At 43.0% G+C, this 20,095-nt stretch carries 25 protein-coding genes; 16 read left to right on the top strand and 9 right to left on the bottom strand.

Translation table 11 applies throughout. From position 1 onward, the window contains the following. Positions 1-17 precede the first annotated feature (17 nt). Entirely contained in the window at positions 18-263 is a 246-nt protein-coding gene (locus F975_RS03060) for a hypothetical protein (protein WP_004750061.1), read from the top strand. Here the strand turns inward: F975_RS03060 and znuB are convergent. Genes znuB through F975_RS03045 form a run of 3 tightly spaced genes read right to left on the bottom strand, consistent with a single transcriptional unit; the run spans position 258 to position 2,323 of the window. Beyond that, complete coding sequence (gene znuB, locus F975_RS03055; protein ID WP_004750060.1) at positions 258-1,058, bottom strand: zinc ABC transporter permease subunit ZnuB; 801 nt, start codon at positions 1,056-1,058, stop codon at positions 258-260. The genes F975_RS03060 and znuB overlap by 6 nt on opposite strands. Positions 1,059-1,061: 3 nt before the next feature. Then, entirely contained in the window at positions 1,062-1,853 is a 792-nt protein-coding gene (gene znuC, locus F975_RS03050; RefSeq protein ID WP_034425636.1) for a zinc ABC transporter ATP-binding protein ZnuC, read from the bottom strand. Then, a complete protein-coding gene (locus tag F975_RS03045; protein WP_004750058.1) occupies positions 1,826-2,323 on the bottom strand; it encodes a transcriptional repressor in 498 nt (165 codons plus the stop codon). Before F975_RS03045 ends, znuC begins: the two co-directional genes overlap by 28 nt. Before the next feature lie 124 nt (positions 2,324-2,447). Here F975_RS03045 and F975_RS03040 point away from each other — a divergent pair, with 124 nt between their 5' ends. The 11 genes from F975_RS03040 (at position 2,448) to F975_RS02990 (ending at position 11,279) form a co-directional block, all read left to right on the top strand. Next, on the top strand, positions 2,448-3,284 hold the full coding sequence (locus F975_RS03040) for a metal ABC transporter solute-binding protein, Zn/Mn family (RefSeq protein ID WP_034425632.1): 837 nt from the start codon (positions 2,448-2,450) through the stop codon (positions 3,282-3,284). 170 nt (positions 3,285-3,454) lie between these two features. Then, entirely contained in the window at positions 3,455-3,853 is a 399-nt protein-coding gene (locus F975_RS03035) for an ATP synthase subunit I (protein WP_004750055.1), read from the top strand. 98 nt (positions 3,854-3,951) lie between these two features. Further along, positions 3,952-4,827 carry a F0F1 ATP synthase subunit A gene (gene atpB / locus F975_RS03030; RefSeq protein WP_004750054.1) on the top strand — a complete coding sequence of 292 codons (876 nt, stop codon included), beginning with the start codon at positions 3,952-3,954 and terminating at the stop codon, positions 4,825-4,827. A gap of 84 nt (positions 4,828-4,911) precedes the next feature. Next, positions 4,912-5,157, top strand: coding sequence for a F0F1 ATP synthase subunit C (atpE, locus tag F975_RS03025; protein WP_004750052.1), 246 nt, complete (start codon positions 4,912-4,914; stop codon positions 5,155-5,157). A 38-nt stretch (positions 5,158-5,195) separates the two neighbouring features. Next, positions 5,196-5,666, top strand: a complete 471-nt coding sequence (locus F975_RS03020) for a F0F1 ATP synthase subunit B (protein WP_004750050.1) — start codon at positions 5,196-5,198, stop codon at positions 5,664-5,666. A gap of 12 nt (positions 5,667-5,678) precedes the next feature. Next, complete coding sequence (locus F975_RS03015) at positions 5,679-6,215, top strand: F0F1 ATP synthase subunit delta (RefSeq protein ID WP_004750048.1); 537 nt, start codon at positions 5,679-5,681, stop codon at positions 6,213-6,215. A gap of 43 nt (positions 6,216-6,258) precedes the next feature. Then, positions 6,259-7,803 (top strand): F0F1 ATP synthase subunit alpha, encoded by a 1,545-nt coding sequence (gene atpA, locus F975_RS03010; RefSeq protein WP_004750046.1) that lies wholly within the window; start codon positions 6,259-6,261, stop codon positions 7,801-7,803. Between the two features lie 77 nt (positions 7,804-7,880). Next, positions 7,881-8,750 carry a F0F1 ATP synthase subunit gamma gene (gene atpG / locus F975_RS03005; RefSeq protein WP_004750045.1) on the top strand — a complete coding sequence of 290 codons (870 nt, stop codon included), beginning with the start codon at positions 7,881-7,883 and terminating at the stop codon, positions 8,748-8,750. Positions 8,751-8,779: 29 nt separating this feature from the next. After that, positions 8,780-10,174 carry a F0F1 ATP synthase subunit beta gene (atpD, locus tag F975_RS03000; RefSeq protein WP_004750043.1) on the top strand — a complete coding sequence of 465 codons (1,395 nt, stop codon included), beginning with the start codon at positions 8,780-8,782 and terminating at the stop codon, positions 10,172-10,174. Between the two features lie 17 nt (positions 10,175-10,191). Continuing rightward, a complete protein-coding gene (locus F975_RS02995; RefSeq protein ID WP_004750042.1) occupies positions 10,192-10,611 on the top strand; it encodes a F0F1 ATP synthase subunit epsilon in 420 nt (139 codons plus the stop codon). 362 nt (positions 10,612-10,973) lie between these two features. Next, complete coding sequence (locus F975_RS02990; protein WP_004750041.1) at positions 10,974-11,279, top strand: hypothetical protein; 306 nt, start codon at positions 10,974-10,976, stop codon at positions 11,277-11,279. Here F975_RS02990 and F975_RS02985 read toward each other — a convergent pair. Beyond that, entirely contained in the window at positions 11,276-11,731 is a 456-nt protein-coding gene (locus F975_RS02985) for an ATP-binding protein (RefSeq protein WP_004750040.1), read from the bottom strand. The genes F975_RS02990 and F975_RS02985 overlap by 4 nt on opposite strands. A 239-nt stretch (positions 11,732-11,970) precedes the next feature. On the opposite strand from F975_RS02985, the gene adhP reads away from it, so the two are divergent. Then, on the top strand, positions 11,971-13,002 hold the full coding sequence (gene adhP / locus F975_RS02980; protein ID WP_004750039.1) for an alcohol dehydrogenase AdhP: 1,032 nt from the start codon (positions 11,971-11,973) through the stop codon (positions 13,000-13,002). Between the two features lie 50 nt (positions 13,003-13,052). Here the strand turns inward: adhP and F975_RS02975 are convergent, their stop codons facing one another. From F975_RS02975 to F975_RS02960, 4 genes are all read right to left on the bottom strand, one after another. Continuing rightward, positions 13,053-13,349, bottom strand: coding sequence for an RcnB family protein (locus F975_RS02975; protein WP_004750037.1), 297 nt, complete (start codon positions 13,347-13,349; stop codon positions 13,053-13,055). A 221-nt stretch (positions 13,350-13,570) separates the two neighbouring features. Further along, complete coding sequence (locus F975_RS02970) at positions 13,571-14,116, bottom strand: glutathione peroxidase (protein WP_004750036.1); 546 nt, start codon at positions 14,114-14,116, stop codon at positions 13,571-13,573. Positions 14,117-14,185: 69 nt separating this feature from the next. Next, positions 14,186-14,950: an AraC family transcriptional regulator gene (locus F975_RS02965; RefSeq protein ID WP_004750035.1), complete on the bottom strand. Its 765-nt coding sequence runs from the start codon at positions 14,948-14,950 to the stop codon at positions 14,186-14,188. 9 nt (positions 14,951-14,959) lie between these two features. Next, positions 14,960-16,171: an MFS transporter gene (locus tag F975_RS02960; RefSeq protein WP_004750034.1), complete on the bottom strand. Its 1,212-nt coding sequence runs from the start codon at positions 16,169-16,171 to the stop codon at positions 14,960-14,962. Positions 16,172-16,295: 124 nt separating this feature from the next. Between F975_RS02960 and F975_RS02955 the strand changes: the two genes are divergently transcribed. Both F975_RS02955 and F975_RS02950 read left to right on the top strand, forming a co-directional pair. Beyond that, positions 16,296-16,943 (top strand): TetR/AcrR family transcriptional regulator, encoded by a 648-nt coding sequence (locus tag F975_RS02955; protein WP_004750033.1) that lies wholly within the window; start codon positions 16,296-16,298, stop codon positions 16,941-16,943. A gap of 102 nt (positions 16,944-17,045) precedes the next feature. Next, entirely contained in the window at positions 17,046-17,954 is a 909-nt protein-coding gene (locus F975_RS02950; protein WP_004750032.1) for a DMT family transporter, read from the top strand. On the opposite strand, the gene F975_RS02945 is transcribed toward F975_RS02950, so the two are convergent. Beyond that, positions 17,951-19,297 (bottom strand): alpha/beta fold hydrolase, encoded by a 1,347-nt coding sequence (locus F975_RS02945; protein WP_004750031.1) that lies wholly within the window; start codon positions 19,295-19,297, stop codon positions 17,951-17,953. The two genes, F975_RS02950 and F975_RS02945, sit on opposite strands and share 4 nt — an antisense overlap. A gap of 199 nt (positions 19,298-19,496) precedes the next feature. Between F975_RS02945 and F975_RS02940 the strand changes: the two genes are divergently transcribed. Further along, on the top strand, positions 19,497-20,093 hold the full coding sequence (locus F975_RS02940) for a YqiA/YcfP family alpha/beta fold hydrolase (protein WP_004750029.1): 597 nt from the start codon (positions 19,497-19,499) through the stop codon (positions 20,091-20,093). Positions 20,094-20,095: the final 2 nt, after the last annotated feature.

The raw sequence follows: 20,095 nt of genomic DNA, 5'->3' as shown, positions 1-20,095 counted from the left end.
GTTTCAGGGAGCTGAATATGTTTAAACCATTTGCTGAAGACCAGTCATCCTCTGCAATTTATGACTTAACCTTAGAAAATCAGCTAGATTGCATCAATCTGTATGGCAATCTGCAAATTACCAAAGATCAGCAGGGGCTTGCGGCTGCAAAAGCACTGCAAAGCTTGATTAATCAGGTCGTTGAAGTATTAGAGCAACAAGACAATTTGCCCGAGAAGATTGCACATCAACCCGAGCAGGAAGTTGAAAATCCGTTTTTATAAAGTGCTACGAATTTTTTGCCAGCAAAATAGGGCAAAGAAAATACTCGACATGGTCAGTACAATACTTAAACCACTGGCAATGTTGAGTAGAGCGCTGGCCCATAAGCCAATACCCAACGCAATTTGACCAATAATAAAAGCATACAGCACCATTTGTTTAGGAGAGTCTGCCAAGAGGCGTGCTGCCAATGCTGGAATGACCAAGAGCGCGCCCATCAACAGTGAGCCGACTGCACGTAGTGCCAATACTGTAAATAACGCCAAAAGCAGCATAAAGATAAAACGCTGTAATTTAGCGTTGACTCCTTCACTGATCGCAATATCTGGGTCAATTGCAATCTGAATTTGTGCTGACCAAAATTTCCATAAAATACTGACAGACACCACAATAATGACCGCAAAAATAGGAAGATCTGACCAACTAATGGTAAGTAGATCCCCAAACAGATAACTGAGTAATTCAGGGCGTAGGGCAGGGAGGTTTTGAATCAGCATTAAACCTGAACAGAGCAAGGTGGCCGCACATAACGCCAGTAGTGCATCGTTAGGCAAACGCCGATCATGCAAAATCCATAAAATACAAACCAGTAAAATCGCTAAGCTTGCGACACCAACCCACATTGGTAACTGTAAAACCCCAGCGACTGCGACGCCGAGTAACGTGCCATGAGACATGGTATCTGCAAAAAAAGACATACGACGCCAAAGCATGAGGCAGCCGAGTGGCGCAGTTAAAATAATCAGTAAAGCACCCATAACCCATGCAGGGAGCAAAAGTTGAAACCATTCCATCATGCGTTAAGCTTCCGGTTCGGGGTGAATATGGGGGTGACTGTCATGTTCACAGTTTGCTGTCGGACTATCACCATGTGCGCAGTGGTCATGATGATGCTGATAGAATGCTCGTTGTGTCCCGAAAATGGCTTGATACTCAGGATGTTGCTGCACATTTTCTGGAGATCCGCTACAGCAGATATGTTTGTTCAGGCAAACTACACGATGCGTCCCTTGCATCACCCATTGCAGGTCATGTGAAACCATGAGCACTGCACAGCCATAACGTTCAGGCAGACTGCGGACATATTCATATAGCTCGGCTTCGGACTGAATATCCAGACCTTGCATTGGTTCATCCAGTACTAAAACCTGTGGTTTGCGCAGTAATGCCCGTGCCAGAAGTACTCGTTGGCGTTCGCCGCCAGACAGTTGTTGAACTTTGGCATCTTGCAATTTTTCAATGCCTGTTTCCGCAATCACTTGCTGTTTAGTTATGGCATCACATGCTTCTAATGCCAGTAAATCCCGAACACGTAACGGCAAACTGTGCGATGGATTAAACTTCTGCGGAACATACGCAAATTTTAAACCGCTATCTTTTAGAATCTTGCCAGATGTGGGTTTGACAATACCTAAAAGGACTTTAATGAGCGTAGATTTTCCTGCACCATTTGGTCCAATCAGTGTCACAATTTCATTGGAATGTAACTCAAAGTCGACCTGTTTGAGAATCTCACGGTCATCAATCCGGACATAAATTTTCTGTAATGAAATGAGCGCAGGCGTTAGTGACGTTGTGTGCACTGTTGGCATTTTCCTGAAATTTCAATAATGGTGTGATGAATATTAAATTCATCCGAATGTGCTAATGCGTTGAGATGTGCCATTAAGGCATCGGCAGAAGCTTCTTTAACGGCTTTGCAGCTCACACAGATTAAAAATGCTGCCTGATGACCTTCACGAGGGTGGCAGCAAGGAATAAAGGCATTAATTGAACTTAGACGATGAATCAAGCCTTTATCCAGTAAAAAGTCCAAGCTACGGTAAACGGTTGGTGGTGCAGCAGGTTTATCTGAGGTATTTTTTATTTTTGCCAGAATGTCATACGCACCAATCGGTCCAGAAGCATTTAAAATTAAATGCAGAACTTCCTTACGCAACGGTGTAAGACGTGCACCAGTCGCTAGACACAATGCCTCTGCTTGCTCTAGGCGGACTTGAATATCGCCGTGGTCATGTACCTCATGTAAGGTATTGGCATGTGAATGCGAACATGAACTCATAAATATCTCACCTATGGTGCATCAAAACAGATAAGTTAACTCTTTTATAACAATATCACTATTTTTGGTGTTATAGTGTAACATAAAATCCCAAGTGATGATATATAGAGATCGTTTGAACATGATGGCGCGTTTTTTTGCAGCGTGTGTCTTGCTGTGTATGAGTAGCAGTTTATGGGCACAGGGCTTGGTTATATCCATTCACCCTTTATACTTAATCGCTAAAGAAGTGACCAAAGGTGTTGAGACGCCAACTTTATTACTGGGAAATCAATCTGGGCATGATGTACAGCTGACACCAGACAACCGAAAAGCAGTCCAATATGCAGAGCTGGTGATCTGGCTGGGTAAAGCACATGAGGCGCCACTGGATAAGCTACTGGGACATAATCCCCGAGCAATCTCGCTGCTGAACTCTAAGATTTTAGGAACTTTTCCAGTGCGAGATGTGCAGGGAAAACCGATTGCCAATACCATCGATACACATGTTTGGCTAGACCCGAATAATGCGGTTCGAATTGGCTTTTTTATTGCTGCACTACGTTCGCAGCAGCACCCTGAACATAAAGCTCAATATTGGGCAAATGCAAAAACTTTTGCTCAGCAGCTATTGCTGAGAAGTAAGCAAGTCGGTACTTATAGAAACACGGTTGACTATTGGTCATATCATGATGCTTATCAGTATCTGGAACATGCACTCAATTTACATCTTGCAGGTGCTTTAAGTACCGACCCGCACATTCCTGCTACAGTCACTCAAATTAAGTACCTCAATGATCATCGTCCGTATCCACAAATGTGCTTGTTGGCAGAAGGGCAGGCAAATAGCCAATATCAAATCTTGCAGCCTGTGCGTTTTCAGGCAGTAGACGAAAGTATGAGCGCAGAAAATGACTTTGTTCAGGGTTGGACGGATTTAGCAAAAAATATTCAAAATTGCGCAAGAAACATACGAAAATAATCAAATCAAGAGAATCTTAATAGGAAATTAAAAATATATAGATTATTTGAAAATCATACGTCTTAAGTCGGGAAAAGATTGCATGTTTAGGGGGGGGACTCTATAATGCCACCGATTAAAAACGATCATCAGGTTAACTTGTCAAGCTTTTATGCTGTGAGTGGATAATAATGAGCCGACCAAGTCGCATGATTGACCGACGATTGGCGAAAGCTTTGGTCTTCTTGCAAGCATTGACGATACCTGTTGCAACTTTGATTGCGTGGGTGCTTAAAGACATCGTGGTAGCCAAAAGCGTCGCCCTAGGCGGATTGGTTTGTTGGCTGGCACATTGTTACTTTGCCTGGCAATCTTTTCGGGTTGCGGGAGCGCGTGCTTCAAAGCAAGTGCTTTCAAATATGTATCGAGGCATGATGGGCAAGTTTGCTATTGTGATCGTTGGACTGATTTTGATTTTAAGCAATGTCAAGCCGTTGTCATCGGTGGCATTGTTTTGTGGTTTTATTCTCGTTCAAGCCATGTCGTGGGTTGCTCCTTGGTGGGTATCACGTCAACAAAAACGAGTATAGGCGCATAAAAAATTGAATATATAGAGCAAGATGAGATATCTAGCAGCGTGCGATATTCATCTCTCTTTTTATTAATTGACATTGACCAGGTGTGATTTATGGCTGCTGAAGAACATGCCCTTACTTCGACAGAGTATATTAAGCATCACTTGACCAATTTGGCCTATGGCAAAATGCCAGACGGTACATGGAAATTGGCTGAGAATGCGAAAGAAGCTCATGAAATGGGTTTTTCTGCTATTCACTTGGACTCAATGGGTTGGTCAATCGGCTTAGGTCTGATTTTCTGTTTGCTTTTTTGGTCTGTTGCGAAAGCTGCCAATTCTGGTGTGCCTACGAAATTCCAAGCAGCAATTGAAATGGTGATCGAGTTTGTTGACTCAAGCGTTCGCGATACCTTCCATGGTAAATCTCGTTTAATCGCACCACTTTCACTGACCATTTTCGTGTGGATTTTCCTCATGAACTTAATGGACTTGATCCCTGTTGACTGGATTCCATATTTAGCTCAACACATTGGTGCAAGCGTATTTGGTATGGATCCTCATCACGTTTACTTTAAGGTTGTTCCTTCTACAGACCCGAATATTACCCTCGGTATGTCATTGTCTGTATTTGTACTGATCTTATTCTATAGCATTCGTGAGAAAGGCATTGGTGGTTTTGTTGGCGAGTTAGCGCTTAACCCATTTAACCCAAGTAATCCAATTGCAAAAGCGTGTCTAATTCCTGTGAACTTAATCTTGGAATTAGTAACCTTCCTTGCACGACCAGTTTCATTGGCTCTACGACTATTCGGTAACATGTATGCGGGTGAATTAATCTTTATCCTTATCGCATTATTACCGTTCTGGATCCAATGGGCGTTGTCTGTGCCTTGGGCTATCTTCCACATTCTTGTAATTACATTGCAAGCATTTATCTTTATGATGCTGACAATCGTTTACTTGAGCATGGCAAGCGAAAAACATTAATGGTAACGCCTAACTATCACAGGGTGGTTAGGCATAAAATTTTTTAATTTAATTGGTATAAACCTAACCTCTGAGGAATTTTTCATGTCTATCGTTCCAGGTTTAGTTGCAATTGCTGCTGCTATTTTGATCGCTTTTGGTGCTTTGGGTACTGCAATTGGTTTTGGTCTTTTAGGTGGTCGCTTCTTGGAAGCTGTTGCTCGTCAACCAGAATTGGCTCCACAACTTCAAACTCGTATGTTCTTAATCGCGGGTCTTCTTGATGCTGTGCCTATGATCGGTGTTGGTATTGGCTTGTTCTTCATCTTCGCTAATCCATTTGTAGGTTAATCAGCTTAATTCCTAAATTAAACTATTGAGGAATAGCAATGAATATCAACCTCACATTGATTGGTCAAGCAATTGCATTTGCGATGTTTGTCGCATTCTGCATGAAATTTGTATGGCCACCACTAATCAATGCGATTAGTGAGCGTCAGCGTAAAATCGCTGATGGCTTAAATGCTGCAGAAAAAGCGAAAGCTGACCTTGCTGATGCGCAAGCACAAGTAAAGCAAGAGTTAGACGCAGCAAAAGCACAAGCGGCTCAATTGATCGAACAAGCGAACCGTCGTGCAGCACAATTGGTCGAAGAAGCGCGTATTCAAGCATCTGCTGAAGGTGAGCGTATTCGTCAACAAGCGAAAGAAGCTGTTGATACAGAAATCAATTCTGCGCGCGAAGAATTACGTCAACAAGTTGCTGCTCTTGCAGTTACTGGTGCAGAAAAAATCCTGAACCAGCAAGTTGACGCAGAAGCTCACAATGCCATGCTGACTCAGCTGGCTGCTAAACTTTAAGAGAGGCAGATTATGGCTGAATTCTTGACGTTAGCACGCCCATACGCTAAAGCAGCATTTGCTTACGCTTCTGAGCAAAGTGCAACTGACAATTGGTCAAATGCACTAAATTTGCTCAGTGCTGCGGTGCAAGATGAAGCATTTTCAGCTTACTTAAATCGCCCTGAGCTTACACCTGCTGAGCAGGTTAGTCTTTTTGCAAAAATTTTAGGCGAAGACCAAACTGTGGCAGTGTCAAACTTTTTGACATTGCTGGCTGAAAACAGCCGTTTGGCTTTGCTTCCTGAAATTGCTGCAGAATACGAACAACTCAAATCACAGAATAACAATACTGTGGATGTTGTGATTGAATCAGCATTCCCGTTGACTTCTGTACAAGAACAATTACTAGCTCATGCGTTAGAAAAACGCTTTGAAGCAGCAGTAGATGTAACTGTAGAAGTCAATCCTGCATTAATTGCGGGTGTGGTTATTCGTGCAGGCGACCAAGTGATAGATGATTCTGCGCTTAACAAGCTTGAAAAAATGCGGACACGTCTTCTTGCTTAATTGCATAGAAGACTGAACTAATTAAAGATTGAGGTATAGCGCAATGCAACAACTGAATCCATCCGAGATCAGTGCGCTCATTAAACAGCGTATCGGCGATCTGGACACCAGCGCGACCGCTAAAAACGAAGGTACCATTGTTATGGTATCCGACGGTATTGTGCGTATTCACGGCCTTGCTGATGCAATGTACGGTGAAATGATCGAATTCGACGGCGGCTTATTTGGTATGGCACTGAACCTAGAACAGGATTCAGTGGGCGTCGTTGTTTTAGGTAACTACTTAGGCCTTCAAGAAGGTCAAAAAGCTCGTTGTACAGGCCGTGTATTAGAAGTTCCGGTTGGTCCAGAACTTTTAGGTCGTGTCGTAGATGCTTTGGGTAACCCAATTGATGGTAAAGGCCCAATTGATGCAAAATTAACTGATGCTGTTGAAAAAGTAGCACCAGGTGTAATTTGGCGTCAATCAGTGGATCAACCTGTACAAACTGGTTATAAATCAGTAGATACAATGATCCCTGTAGGCCGTGGTCAACGTGAGTTGATCATTGGTGACCGTCAAACTGGTAAAACAGCAATGGCGATCGATGCGATCATCGCTCAGAAACATTCTGGCATTAAATGTGTATACGTAGCTATTGGTCAAAAACAATCGACTATCGCTAACGTTGTGCGCAAGCTTGAAGAAACTGGTGCTATGGCGTATACGACTGTTGTCGCAGCTGCGGCAGCCGATCCAGCAGCAATGTTGTATTTGGCTCCATATTCTGGCTGTACAATGGGTGAATATTTCCGTGACCGCGGTGAAGATGCGTTAATCATTTATGATGACTTGTCTAAACAAGCTGTTGCGTATCGTCAAATTTCATTGCTTTTACGCCGCCCACCAGGTCGTGAAGCATATCCTGGTGACGTATTCTATTTACACTCACGTCTTCTTGAACGTGCTTCTCGTGTATCTGCTGACTACGTTGAGCAATTCACTAAAGGTGAAGTTAAAGGCCAAACTGGTTCATTAACTGCATTGCCGATTATTGAAACTCAAGCCGGTGACGTATCTGCATTCGTACCAACGAACGTAATTTCTATTACAGATGGTCAGATCTTCTTAGAAACTTCATTATTCAACGCGGGTATTCGTCCTGCGGTGAACGCGGGTATTTCTGTATCGCGTGTTGGTGGTTCTGCTCAAACTAAAATCATCAAAAAATTGTCTGGTGGTATCCGTACTGCTTTGGCGCAATACCGTGAATTGGCAGCATTTGCTCAGTTCGCTTCTGATCTTGACGAAGCAACTCGTAAGCAACTTGAACATGGTCAACGTGTAACTGAGTTAATGAAGCAAAAACAATATGCTCCTTACTCAATTGCTGACCAAGCTGTTTCAATTTATGCATCTAACGAAGGCTATATGGCTGACGTTGAAGTGAAGAAAATCGTTGCATTTGATGCTGCGCTTATTGCTTACTTCCGTTCAGAACATGCTGCGTTAATGCAAAAAATCGATGAAACTGGTGATTATAACAAAGACATCGAAGCTGCAATCAAAGCAGGTATTGAAAGCTTTAAAGCGACTCAAACTTACTAAGTTAAGTCTTAGTCAGGTTTGGTTCACGGATCAACCTTCGGAAGCTCGAAAGAGCTTTCGAATACTAGGTTAAGCGTATGGCAAATTTAAAAGAAATTCGCGCCAAAGTAGCTAGTATCAAGAGCACGCAAAAGATTACTCGCGCGATGCAAATGGTAGCAGCTTCTAAGATGCGTCGTGCGCAAGAGCGCATGGCTCAAGGCCGTCCGTATGCCGAAAATATGCACCGTGTAATTGCTCATTTGGTACAAGCGAATCCTGAATATAAACACCGTTATATGGTTGAACGTCCAGTAAAACGCGTTGGCTATATCATTGTGTCTTCAGATCGTGGTTTGGCAGGTGGTTTGAACATTAACTTGTTCAAAAAAGTTGTTAAACACGTACAACAACAACAAGAGCAGTCAATTGAAGTTCAATTTGCTTTAATTGGTCAAAAAGCGGTTTCGTTTTTTAAAAACTACGGCGGTAAAGTGCTTGGTGCTACTACGAACGTAGGTGATGCGCCAAGTCTTGAACAGTTATCTGGTTCTGTACAGGTGATGTTAGATGCGTTTGATAAAGGCGAATTAGATCGTATTTATCTTGTATCCAACGGCTTTGTCAATGCCATGACTCAAAATCAAAAAGTTGAACAACTTGTTCCTTTAGCTGCGGCTGATACGGATGAGAGCCTGAACCGTCAATACGGTTGGGACTATATCTATGAACCAGAAGCTGAAGAGCTATTAAATGGTTTATTGGTTCGCTATATCGAGTCTATGGTTTATCAAGGTGTGATTGAGAACATCGCTTGTGAGCAATCTGCACGTATGGTCGCAATGAAAGCTGCAACCGACAACGCGGGTGACCTTATCAAGAGCCTACAACTTATTTATAACAAGCTGCGTCAAGCCGCGATTACTCAGGAAATTTCTGAGATCGTTGGTGGTGCCGCTGCCGTTTAACATTATTAGTTTGAATTGAGGAGACAGCAATGAGTAGCGGTCGTATCATTCAGATCATCGGCGCGGTTATCGACGTCGAGTTTGAACGTAATAGCGTTCCTAAGATCTATGACGCTCTCCAAGTTGACGGTACTGAAACTACTTTGGAAGTTCAGCAACAACTTGGTGATGGCGTAGTTCGTACCATCGCAATGGGTTCTACCGAAGGTCTTAAACGTGGCCTTAACGTAACTAACTCTGGTGCACCAATTTCTGTACCTGTTGGTACAGCATGTTTGGGTCGTATCATGGACGTACTTGGTCGCCCGATCGACGAAGCTGGTCCTGTAGCTACTGAAGCGCGTTTGCCAATTCACCGTCAAGCACCTTCTTATGCTGAACAAGCTGCTTCTACTGACCTTTTAGAAACTGGTATTAAAGTCATCGACTTACTTTGCCCGTTTGCTAAAGGTGGTAAAGTTGGTCTGTTCGGTGGTGCGGGTGTTGGTAAAACCGTAAACATGATGGAATTGATCAACAACATCGCGAAAGCTCACTCAGGTTTGTCTGTGTTTGCTGGTGTTGGTGAGCGTACTCGTGAAGGTAACGACTTCTATCACGAAATGAAAGATTCTAACGTTCTTGACAAAGTAGCGATGGTCTACGGTCAGATGAACGAGCCACCAGGTAACCGTTTACGCGTAGCGTTAACTGGTTTGACTATGGCTGAATACTTCCGTGACGAGAAAGACGAAAACGGTAAAGGCCGTGACGTATTGTTGTTCGTTGACAACATTTACCGTTACACATTGGCAGGTACCGAAGTTTCTGCACTTCTAGGTCGTATGCCATCTGCGGTAGGTTACCAGCCTACACTTGCAGAAGAAATGGGTGTTCTTCAAGAGCGTATTACGTCTACTAAGTCTGGTTCGATCACTTCGATCCAAGCAGTATACGTACCTGCCGATGACTTAACTGACCCATCGCCTGCAACTACATTTGCTCACTTAGATGCAACAGTAGTATTGAGCCGTGACATCGCATCTTCTGGTATCTATCCAGCGATCGATCCACTTGACTCAACTTCACGTCAGTTAGACCCATTAGTTGTTGGTCAAGAGCACTATGAAATTGCACGTTCTGTACAGAACGTATTGCAACGTTATAAAGAGCTTAAAGACATCATCGCGATCTTGGGTATGGACGAATTGGCTGAAGAAGATAAATTGGTTGTTTACCGTGCGCGTAAAATCCAACGTTTCTTCTCTCAACCATTCCACGTAGCTGAAGTGTTTACTGGTGCTCCTGGTAAACTTGTACCGCTTAAAGAAACAATTCGTGGCTTTAAAGGTCTTCTAGCTGGTGAATACGACCACATTCCAGAACAAGCGTTCTATATGGTTGGTGGTATTGACGAAGTGATTGCGAAAGCCGAGAAACTCTAATTTAAGGAGATCATCTCATGGCGACTATGCAATGTGATGTCGTAAGTGTTAAAGAGTCTATTTACTCTGGCGCTGTGACTATGCTTATCGCGAAAGGTGCAGGTGGTGAATTGGGTATTATGCCTGGTCATGCTCCGCTTGTAACTTTGCTTCAACCAGGACCGATTCGTGTTCAGTTGGAAAATGGTACAGAAGAAATTGTCTATGTATCAGGTGGTGTGTTAGAAGTTCAACCACATGTCATTACGGTTCTTGCAGATACTGCAATCCGTGCTGACAACTTGGATGAAGCTGCGATTATGGAAGCGCGTAAAAACGCTGAACAATTGCTTGCCAACCAAAAAAGTGATTTGGACTCTGCTGCTGCATTGGCTGCTCTTGCAGAAACTGCTGCTCAGCTTGAAACTATCCGTAAAATCAAAAACCGCGCTCAATAAGAGACGGTTTGAGATTGAAAAAGCCACTCGAAAGAGTGGCTTTTTTTATGGAAATTTGTGCATAGATATTTAATTTATTGATAATTTTTAAAAAATGTAGCTTCAAATGGCTAAATCACCTTGGACGAGTCACATAAGGCTTTTGCCATTTCAACAGACTACAGTACGTTGCTCTGCATGAGCGAAAAAGTACGGGCAGTTTGATTGTAGTGCCATGCATATCTCGTTCGTTAAATTGCATGCTAATGCTTTGTTGGTCATGTTTTTCCTCGTTTTGAATCACTCGATGCTATGCCAAGGTCGTGCCTGTTTCTGCTCTTTTTTATGTTATAAAAGAAATGAGCGCTGTCAGGTAAAACTTTATGAAACTCATTGAAATAGAACCGCATTTTTGGGAATTGTACCAAGATCAACAACAACTGTATTTGAGTGTGAGCGTGGATAATAGCGCAGTCACTTATAACTGGGATTTGCATTTAACTGCACAGCAGATCGAAGCGTATCAACGACAGGGGCGAGACAGTATTGTTGAGTTGGCTAAGCAGGTTGTCGCAGCAGTTTTTCGTGGTGATTTTTCTTTTATGCAACAGCATGAAGCGACAACTACAGAAAAGGCAGCGATCTTTGCAGCATTTAAACAATGGCGCGAAGCACAAAAGCCCGATTAAACTTGCGATTGATCAGCAATCAATTGAATGGAAAATTGCCCGTGTGTGCTGATTTTTACCTTGTAAATTTCATCAAATCCTTCACTAAGCTGCGGGATTTGTAAACGTCGATGTGTAGCATGCACGCCTTGATCGGGTATTCTGGCTTTGCCTTGGCGCTCGGCATTACGTTCCAAGGCGTGACTTAATGCCGTTTCAAAATAATAAGCTAAAATCTGAAATCCTGCCTGCTGTGCACGTTGAATATAACGAGCACGATCTTCGATGCTGACGTTGGTGTTATCAATTACACATTTGGTTTTTGAGGCAAGACAAGCTTCAAAAATGATATTTTCCCGATGACGGGTTTTAAGCATGTCCAGATTGATACGCAAATGCGTGCGATAAAAATATTGTTGATAAAATGTAGATTTCCCAGCCGCCTGAATCCCAATAAAAAGAATAAGTTGCATATATGATTTACGTATCGAAAATGAGGAGATCAACGTCACTATTTTGGAGTTAATCTTCTAACTGGCTATTTCAAAAGGGCTTTCGCTGGTTAAATTAATTCTCAAAACATAATTTTGAATTACATAAAACCTACCAAGCACCTACCTATGTCATTTTACTTTATGGATGAGAATGATTCTTAAATTTAGCACCTATCATAATAGTCATTTTCACCAATAGAAATAATAAGGAGCATAACATGGGAAGTACAATGAAGGCCGCTGTAGTGACAGCATTTAATCAACCCCTAGAAATTCAAGAGGTTCCGATTCCGAAAGTGAGTGCAGGTAAAGTCTTGGTCAAAGTCATTGCGACGGGTGTTTGCCATACTGATCTGCATGCTATGCATGGTGACTGGCCGATCAAACCGACGGTTCCCTTTATTCCTGGGCATGAAGGTGTGGGAGAGGTTGTAGAAGTTGGTGAAGGTATTACTCATTTGAAAGTGGGCGATAAAGTAGGAATTCCGTGGTTGTATTCGGCTTGTGGACATTGTGATCATTGTTATGCAGGTTGGGAAACCTTGTGTAAGAAACAGCAAAATTCAGGTTATTCGGTAAATGGCAGTTTTGCAGAATATTGCCTTGCCGATGGTGATTATGTTGGCGTGATTCCTGAAGGTGTCGATCTGTTTGAAATTGCGCCAATCTTGTGTGCAGGTGTGACTGTGTACAAAGGCTTGAAAATGACTGAAGCCAAAACAGGAGACTGGGTTGCTATTTCAGGGATTGGTGGTTTGGGTCATGTTGCGATTCAATATGCTAAAACCATGGGTTTTAATGTGATTGCGATTGATGTAGATGATTCAAAACTTGCATTGGCAAAAGAGCTGGGTGCAGATGTGGGAATTAATGCCCTGAAAGTGAATGTCAAAGAGGAGGTTCTAAAAGCTTCAGGGGAGGGTTGTCATGGAGTATTGGTGACTGCAGTTTCTCCGAAAGCCTTTGAACAGGCAGTTTCGATTGTGCGTCGTGGAGGCACAATGGTCTTGAACGGTCTGCCACCAGGTAAATTTGATCTGTCGATTTTTGATATGGTGCTGGAGGGAATTACCGTGCGCGGTTCGATTGTAGGAACGCGTTTGGATTTAAAAGAAGCACTAGATATTGCCGCGCGTGGCAAAGTCAAAGCACATATTCATGTTGAACCACTTGAAAATATTAATGATATTTTTGAGCGCATGGAACATGGCAAGATTGATGGACGCATTGTGATTGATTTAGCTTTATAAATCAGAAGCAATAAAAAAGAGGGCAGATGCCCTCTTTTTTATGCCTGAAATTAACGATGAACTACTTTAATCACACGATGGTTGTCAGTGTTTACCAAAACGTATTTATGTGGGTTGACTTGATACCATTGTTGATGGCGTGCAGGGTGATGTAATCTTTTATAGTGACGATAATCTACAGCATGTGCACGTCTGAAATGCTCTGGCGGTACAGCATGACCCACGCGCCACTCAGTTGTTGTAACGGTTTGTTTGACATAGTGTGGGTCATTTGGTTGAGCAAATACTGACCCTGCAGCTAAAGTTGCAGCTAAAGATAAAACAATTCCTTGGGCTAGACGTTTCATAAAATTCTCCACTTGTTATTGCTGTTGTTTCGACAATTTTATTTAAACAGATTTGTGGTAGGTGCGAATGAAGATTTTGTTGGAACAGTTTTAAAATCATGAACAGACCATGAAAACTTGCCTGCGAAATGTAAACTTAGATAAATTACTTAGTATTTGTGAAAACATAAATCAATAAAACATCGAGTAAACCCGTCATGGATTTACTCGATCTGAATCTTTTATTTGGCAAGTTCAGCTTCAATCGCACTAACAATACGCGGGTCATCCGCAGTAATGTCTGGAGCAAAACGTGCTACAACGTCACCATTTTTGCCAATCAGGAATTTTTCAAAATTCCATAAAATTTCAGGTTTTGGGTTTGGTGTTAGGCCGTAGTCGACCAAATCTTTCCACCAAGGACCTTCGCCAATACGTTCAGGCTGCGCTGAAATTAGTGCCTGATACAATGGATGTTTGTCTTCACCTGCAACTGAAATTTTGGCAAACAGTGGGAAATCTACATGGTAGTTCAGGGAACAGAATTTTTGAATTTCTTCGTTGCTGCCTGGCTCTTGTGCCAAAAAGTTGTTGGCAGGGAAACCTAAAATCTCTAAACCTTCAGCTTTTTTCGCCTGATACAGTTTTTCCAGACCTTCATATTGTGGGGTTAAGCCGCATTTTGAGGCAACATTGACTACTAAAAGTACCTTGCCTTGGTAAGTTGCAAGCGTAGTTTCTTCGCCTGTAATGGTGTTTACAGGAATATCCAAAATTGACTGGCTCATCATCATATCCTTAAAAGTAGAGTTATGTTTTAAAATGATTTTTTATGAAAGACAAGTAGATTTGCGTGACTAATGTTCAAGGCGCATTTCCGCAGGTGTTTTACCTAAATAGCGCTTAAAGAATGTAATAAAACTTGAGCTATGCCGAAACCCCAGCAGGTAGGCAATTTGTTTAATCGCAAGCCCCTGTTTCAGTAAAGAAATGGCATGAACAATTTTGGCACGGTTACGCCATTCGGAAATGGGCAGTTTAAGTTCTTGCTGACTCAGGCGTAAGAGATGTCGTTCACTTATACGAAATTCAGCAAGAATCTGCTGAATGGAGTACTGAAAATTTGAGACATCATTGAGCTGCGCCAGAATAGGTTGCAATACAGGATGACTGGTTTGTGGCAAGTAATGATCATAACAGTCGGCCATGCAGATCTGGTCATAAATGACTTGCAGTAAATGCTGATACTGTTGTGGATGGCTATGCCGAATGTGTAAGGCTTCTTTCACCAATGCATGAAAGAAAGGTCGGGTGACCAACGTTTGAGTGTCTGGGCTGAGCTTGTTGGCTAAATAGGGGTGAATGCGGATACAAATAAAATGAGTAACCTGTTTGTCGATGGCAATAGAATCATGTTCGGTTTGAGGAGGAAGCCACAAACCATAATTTGGCGGAGCTAAATACAGCGCATCGCCAATCTGGAGTTGCAAAATACCATCGAGGCTAAAGTTAAAGTCACCCCATAAACAGCAATGCATCGAAATCTGGTCATTGGCTTGGAAGAAAAACTCATGAATTTCAACCATGTCATTGAGTTGGATGAGATTTGATGCATTGTTCATAGTAATATTTTAGGATTCGCAAGTCATTTTAGGATTATTCAGCCCTCGAGTCAGGGTAAATAAGGCAATCAGTGCCAAGACAATGAAACTCAGGACACTGTAAATCAGCGTAGTTTCATTATAGTGGTCAACCACCATTCCGCCAAATAATGAACCCATGGCAATCATGACCTGAAACATCCCGACAAATAACGGCATGCCTTTTTCTACCGCATCGCCTGCATGCAAGAACATCCAGATGTTGGCTGTCGTCGGAAATGCACCAAAGGCAAAGCCCCAGAGTGCGGTCAAGACCAACGCGCCAGACAAATGCACGGCAAATACAGGAAAGCTAAAAAATACGATTGCAAAGCACAACCCGACAAAGGCAAGGGTATAGCGAATATTGAGGTTACCACTATAGCCTGCAAAAGCATTGCCAAAAATCCCTGCAATGCCGTAGAGTAATAACAGGCTGCCAATCGTCGCGCTGTTAAAACCTGCAATGTGTTTAAAAAATGGCGCCAGATAGCTATAAGCACAAAAATGTGCCAGACCCATTAATAGAATAATCACAATCCCGCGGCGCGCCTTACTGACACGTAGCAGCGCAGGCAAGTCGGCAAAACGAATCGCAGATTCGGGTAGCAGTTTTGGCAAGCACAGCATTTGTAAAATCAGCACCAAAAAGCCAATCCCTGCATTGATGGCAAAAGCACTGCGCCAGCCATATAAACCACTGAGCCACGTGCCAATTGGCACGCCTAGCACTGTTGCAAAAGTCACGCCTGTCATGACCACCGCAGTAGCTTTGGCGATTGGGAGTTGGGCAGGTGCAAGTTTGCCACTCAGGGCAATGGCCGTTGCCCAGAATCCGCCAATGGCAATACCTAAAACCAGACGGCTGAGCAGCAAAATATGAAAATTACTGGCAAATGCAGTAATGCTGTTGGCAATTACCATAATCGCAGTCAATACAATGAGTACATAACGTCGATCAAGCCGTTTAAACCAGACAGGCAATAGTGGTGCTGCCAGCGCTGCCATGACACCAGGCAAGGTAATGACTAAACCTGCTGTACCCGTTGAAATCTGTAAATCACTGGCGACATTATTGAGTACGCCTACAGGTAAAAATTCACTGGTGACCAGTACAAAGGCAGCAATTGCAACTGTCAAAATGGCAAGCCAACTGCCTTGAGTTGAAGGAGATTGATGTTCCGAGACCACGGAAGTGGGCATAAAGGCATCCTGTTTTCAAAGTAAAAATTAATTATGTAGTGATCACTATAAAATAAAATAGTTGAAGAAAATTCAATCGTCAATTAATTTATTAGCGATTGCTATAAAAATGGTTGTTCCCTGTATGACAAAACCCACAACAGATTTGGCAGTACAACAGGCAGATATGCCAATGAAAAAGAAACGTGGGCGTCCAAAATGTTTTGATGAACAGCAGGCGCTGGAAAAAGCCATGCTGTTGTTTTGGGAACATGGTTATGAAGCAACATCCATCAATGATTTAACCCATGCTTTACAAATTACCGCACCAAGTTTGTATAGCTGTTTTGGGGATAAAGCGTCATTGTTTTATCGCTGTATTGACTATTATCTGGAGCATGAAGCCTGCCCCATCATTCCGATTTTTGAGCAGGCGAAAACAGCAAAAGTCGCATTTGAAATTTATCTGTATAACCATATTCAGCGCTTACTCCAGCCCAATAAACCTGCGGGCTGTATGCTGATTGTTGCCGTGGTCAACTGTTCCGAACAGACACATGATGTCCAGCAAAAAGTTCTGGAAAAACGCTTAAAAGAGAAACAAAAACTGTTGCAGCGTTTGCAGCAGGGGATTGTTGATGGAGATTTGGCACCAACCACACCAATTGAAGAAATGACTGATTTTTATACCACGGTGATTCAAGGGTTAACCTTACAAGCGCGTGATGGGGCAACACAGGAACAGCTGCACAAAGTGATTGAACATGCCATGCGGGTTTGGGATTTGTTTTAGGTTCAGGTGTCGTCTTTACTATATTGATGTCGGATTTTCAGGATTTCAATTCAATCCGCCGATAGTCAGAATATTCCTTTAATTCATGATCAAGAGAATGCTATGCAACAGCATCAGAAAGCACCGTGGTGGGCATTGGTTTTGCCTTTATTGGCCGTGCTGATCTGGTCATTGAATATTGTCGTGACTCGTTATGTTTCTGACTTCATTTCACCTGTCAGTATCAGTTTTTATCGCTGGCTGATTGCTTTTGTATTGCTCACACCATTTATGCTGCATCGGGTGTGGCAGGCACGCCAACAGCTCCGTCAGCATATTGGTCAACTTGCGGTTTTGGGGGCATTTGGCATGGTGCTGTATCAGGGCATTGCCTATACCGCATCCCATTACACTTCGGCGACCAATATGGGCATTATTAATGCCTTTATTCCCGTGTTCACTATTTTTGTGTCGATGTTGCTGCTTCGGGATATGCCCAACCGCTTTGCCTTGATTGGCAGTGCATTGTCATTTTTTGGCTTGTTATATGTGATTGGACAAGGCAATTTTGCAGCCTTGCTGACTACGGGGCATCATTTTGGTGATGCGCTGATGGTGGTTGCCGTATTTTTCTATGCATTTTATGGCGTATTCTTAAAAAAATGGCGTTTAAATCTGCCACTCATGGTCAGTGTGTATATCCAGATTGCCTTTGCTTTACTGTTTCATCTGCCGTTTATTGTTTATTTGGGATTGGATGGCTTGAACAGTCAAAATGCGTTGAGCGTCCTGTATGCAGGAATTTTCCCATCACTATGCGCGCCAATTTTATGGATGCTGGCCGTGCAGCATTTAGGGCCAAATCGTACCAGTATTTTTATGAATCTGATGCCTGTATTTACTGCGATTATCGCGTTGATCTGGTTGCATGAACAGTGGACGATGTATCATACATTGGGCGGTATCATGATTTTGTGCGGGATTGCACTGGCACAAAAGAAAAACGCGCCGAGTCACTTGCGTTCCGTCTAATCTTCACTTTGCATTTCAAGTAAGGTATCAAGTTCATAAATTCCCAAATCCACCACATGACGATGCAAGAAGTTTTGTTCTGGTAATTCAGGGTTCGGATATAACCAGCGGGTAATCTGCTCGGCGACACTCGGATGATACGGAATGTTAAAATGGTTTAAGCCATAAAATACAGCTTTGTGCGAGTCGGGGAGATTCAGGTTAAAGCGCGGATTCGGGTGTTCGCCCAGCGCGCTTTTGACACTGACCAGATAGTCGCCAATCACAGCCATGGTTTTGGTTTTTATTTTCTTAAATTCCATTGTGCCTGCAATGAAAAAGGTATTGATATGTGAGGGGAGTGGTGCTGGTTTTCGGCTATCATTCATGGAGCCGATACGGGCAGACATGTGTTCCCAGTCGTCATCCCGCACGCTGCCATAGCGCAAATCTAAAATGCCATTGCTGCGCAGATTGACCACATGACGGGCAATTTTAACCAGAGGAAAACGTCCCAGGCTTTCCTGTAAACGAAAGCCAAAGCGTTCCAATGCTGCGCCATGATGTGGTGAGCCAATACACACCAGATTTTGGGTGCGGTGAAACCAGTGTTTTTGTTCTTGTTTACCATAAAATAGCGCGCTACGGCAGACCAAGCCCCCCATGCTATGCCCAATAAGATCAATGGAATGAATGCGTGGGTTACGTTCGATTAAATCTTCAAGCAAATTGGACAGGCTGCGACCATTCGCTGAAATGCGCCGTCCTGTATTGTAGTTGAGATACAGCATGGTATTGTAATCACGCTGTGCCAGTAAGCGCTCACCAATGCCTTCATAACGATGGTTTGACCAGTAGCGGTGGCTCATACATAAACCATGCACAAAAATCACCACTCGCCCACCAACATCGCCTCGTTGTATCGCGCCATAATGATCATAGAGCACCATGGGCAGTGCCAGCGGATTTTGCTGGAGCAAGAAATAATCTCCTGCAATCCCATTGAGTATACTCAAGGCTTCCTGCGCAATCGGGCTGAGTGATTTTTGTCGAAGCTGTGGATTGTGTTGCAGAATTTTTCGTAGACTAGGTGCAATAACGTGACTACCAGACTGTCTCATGACTTCGTAAACAGTATGGTTAAACCGATTGATCAGACGCATCCGTTGTAAGCGTTGAACATGTTCTTCACTTAAACCTAAAACACTCGACAACAGTTCTGTCTGAATGTTATGCATTAAACCATACAGGTTTTGTTTCGGTGTAGTCAGAAATTGCGCAAAACCCTCCAGCAAGTCGGCTTGACTTGGTGGAGTATCGTCCCAACGACAATAAGTTTCGTGTAGTGGCGTTAAACTTGGCATAGTCTTTGATCTCTCTATAACTGTGCTAACCAAGTATTGTCTGGTACTACGGCAATAATTTATGGTTTTGCTTTGCTTAACATACGCAATTTTTACCTAGATTGAGCCTGCTTTTGTCCTACAAGACCAGTTTAAATCATCACGGGGGAGTCATGCAGTGAATGACGTAGATTTAATACAAAATTGATGGTTGATTCGTATGAATATTATTTATTTACATGGTTTTCGCAGCAATACTTATTCGGTCAAAGGGCAGCAGCTGAAACGATACTGCCAAGCCCATTGTCCAAGCTATAGTGTACACTTGCCTGATCTAAACATGCCGCCACTGGAAGCGCTGGCACAGGTTGCAGGTTATATTCAGGCACTTGAAAATGTCGTGCTGGTGGGGAGCAGTCTGGGCGGGTTTTACGCAACTCATCTGGCATTGCAATATGCTTGTCCTGCGGTGTTGATCAATCCTGCGGTTCATCCTTATGCCCTGTTTATGCGGCTGTTTGGTCAGGGACAGATTCCGCTACAGGTGACACCAGACTGGACACTGGATCGGTCTCAGTTGCAGCAATTGGCAGCGATGGATGTGCCTATTGTTCAAGATGCCAGCAAATTGTTGGTGTTATTGCAACAAGGTGATGAAGTCTTGGATTATCGGGAAGCACAACGCTATTATAATCAGGCGCAAATCCCCAGCATGATCATGACTGAAATGGGGGGAAACCATGCCATGGAAAATTTTGCTGATAAAATTCCCATGCTACTGACCTTTTTAGCCTTATCGATTACAAAGGAAAAATAATC

Origin of the sequence: Acinetobacter brisouisimilis, assembly GCF_000368265.1 — a bacterium.
In the GTDB taxonomy this organism is placed as follows: domain Bacteria; phylum Pseudomonadota; class Gammaproteobacteria; order Pseudomonadales; family Moraxellaceae; genus Acinetobacter.
Note: the sequence above shows the minus strand (reverse complement) of the source record. Positions and strands in the feature narration are given on the sequence as shown.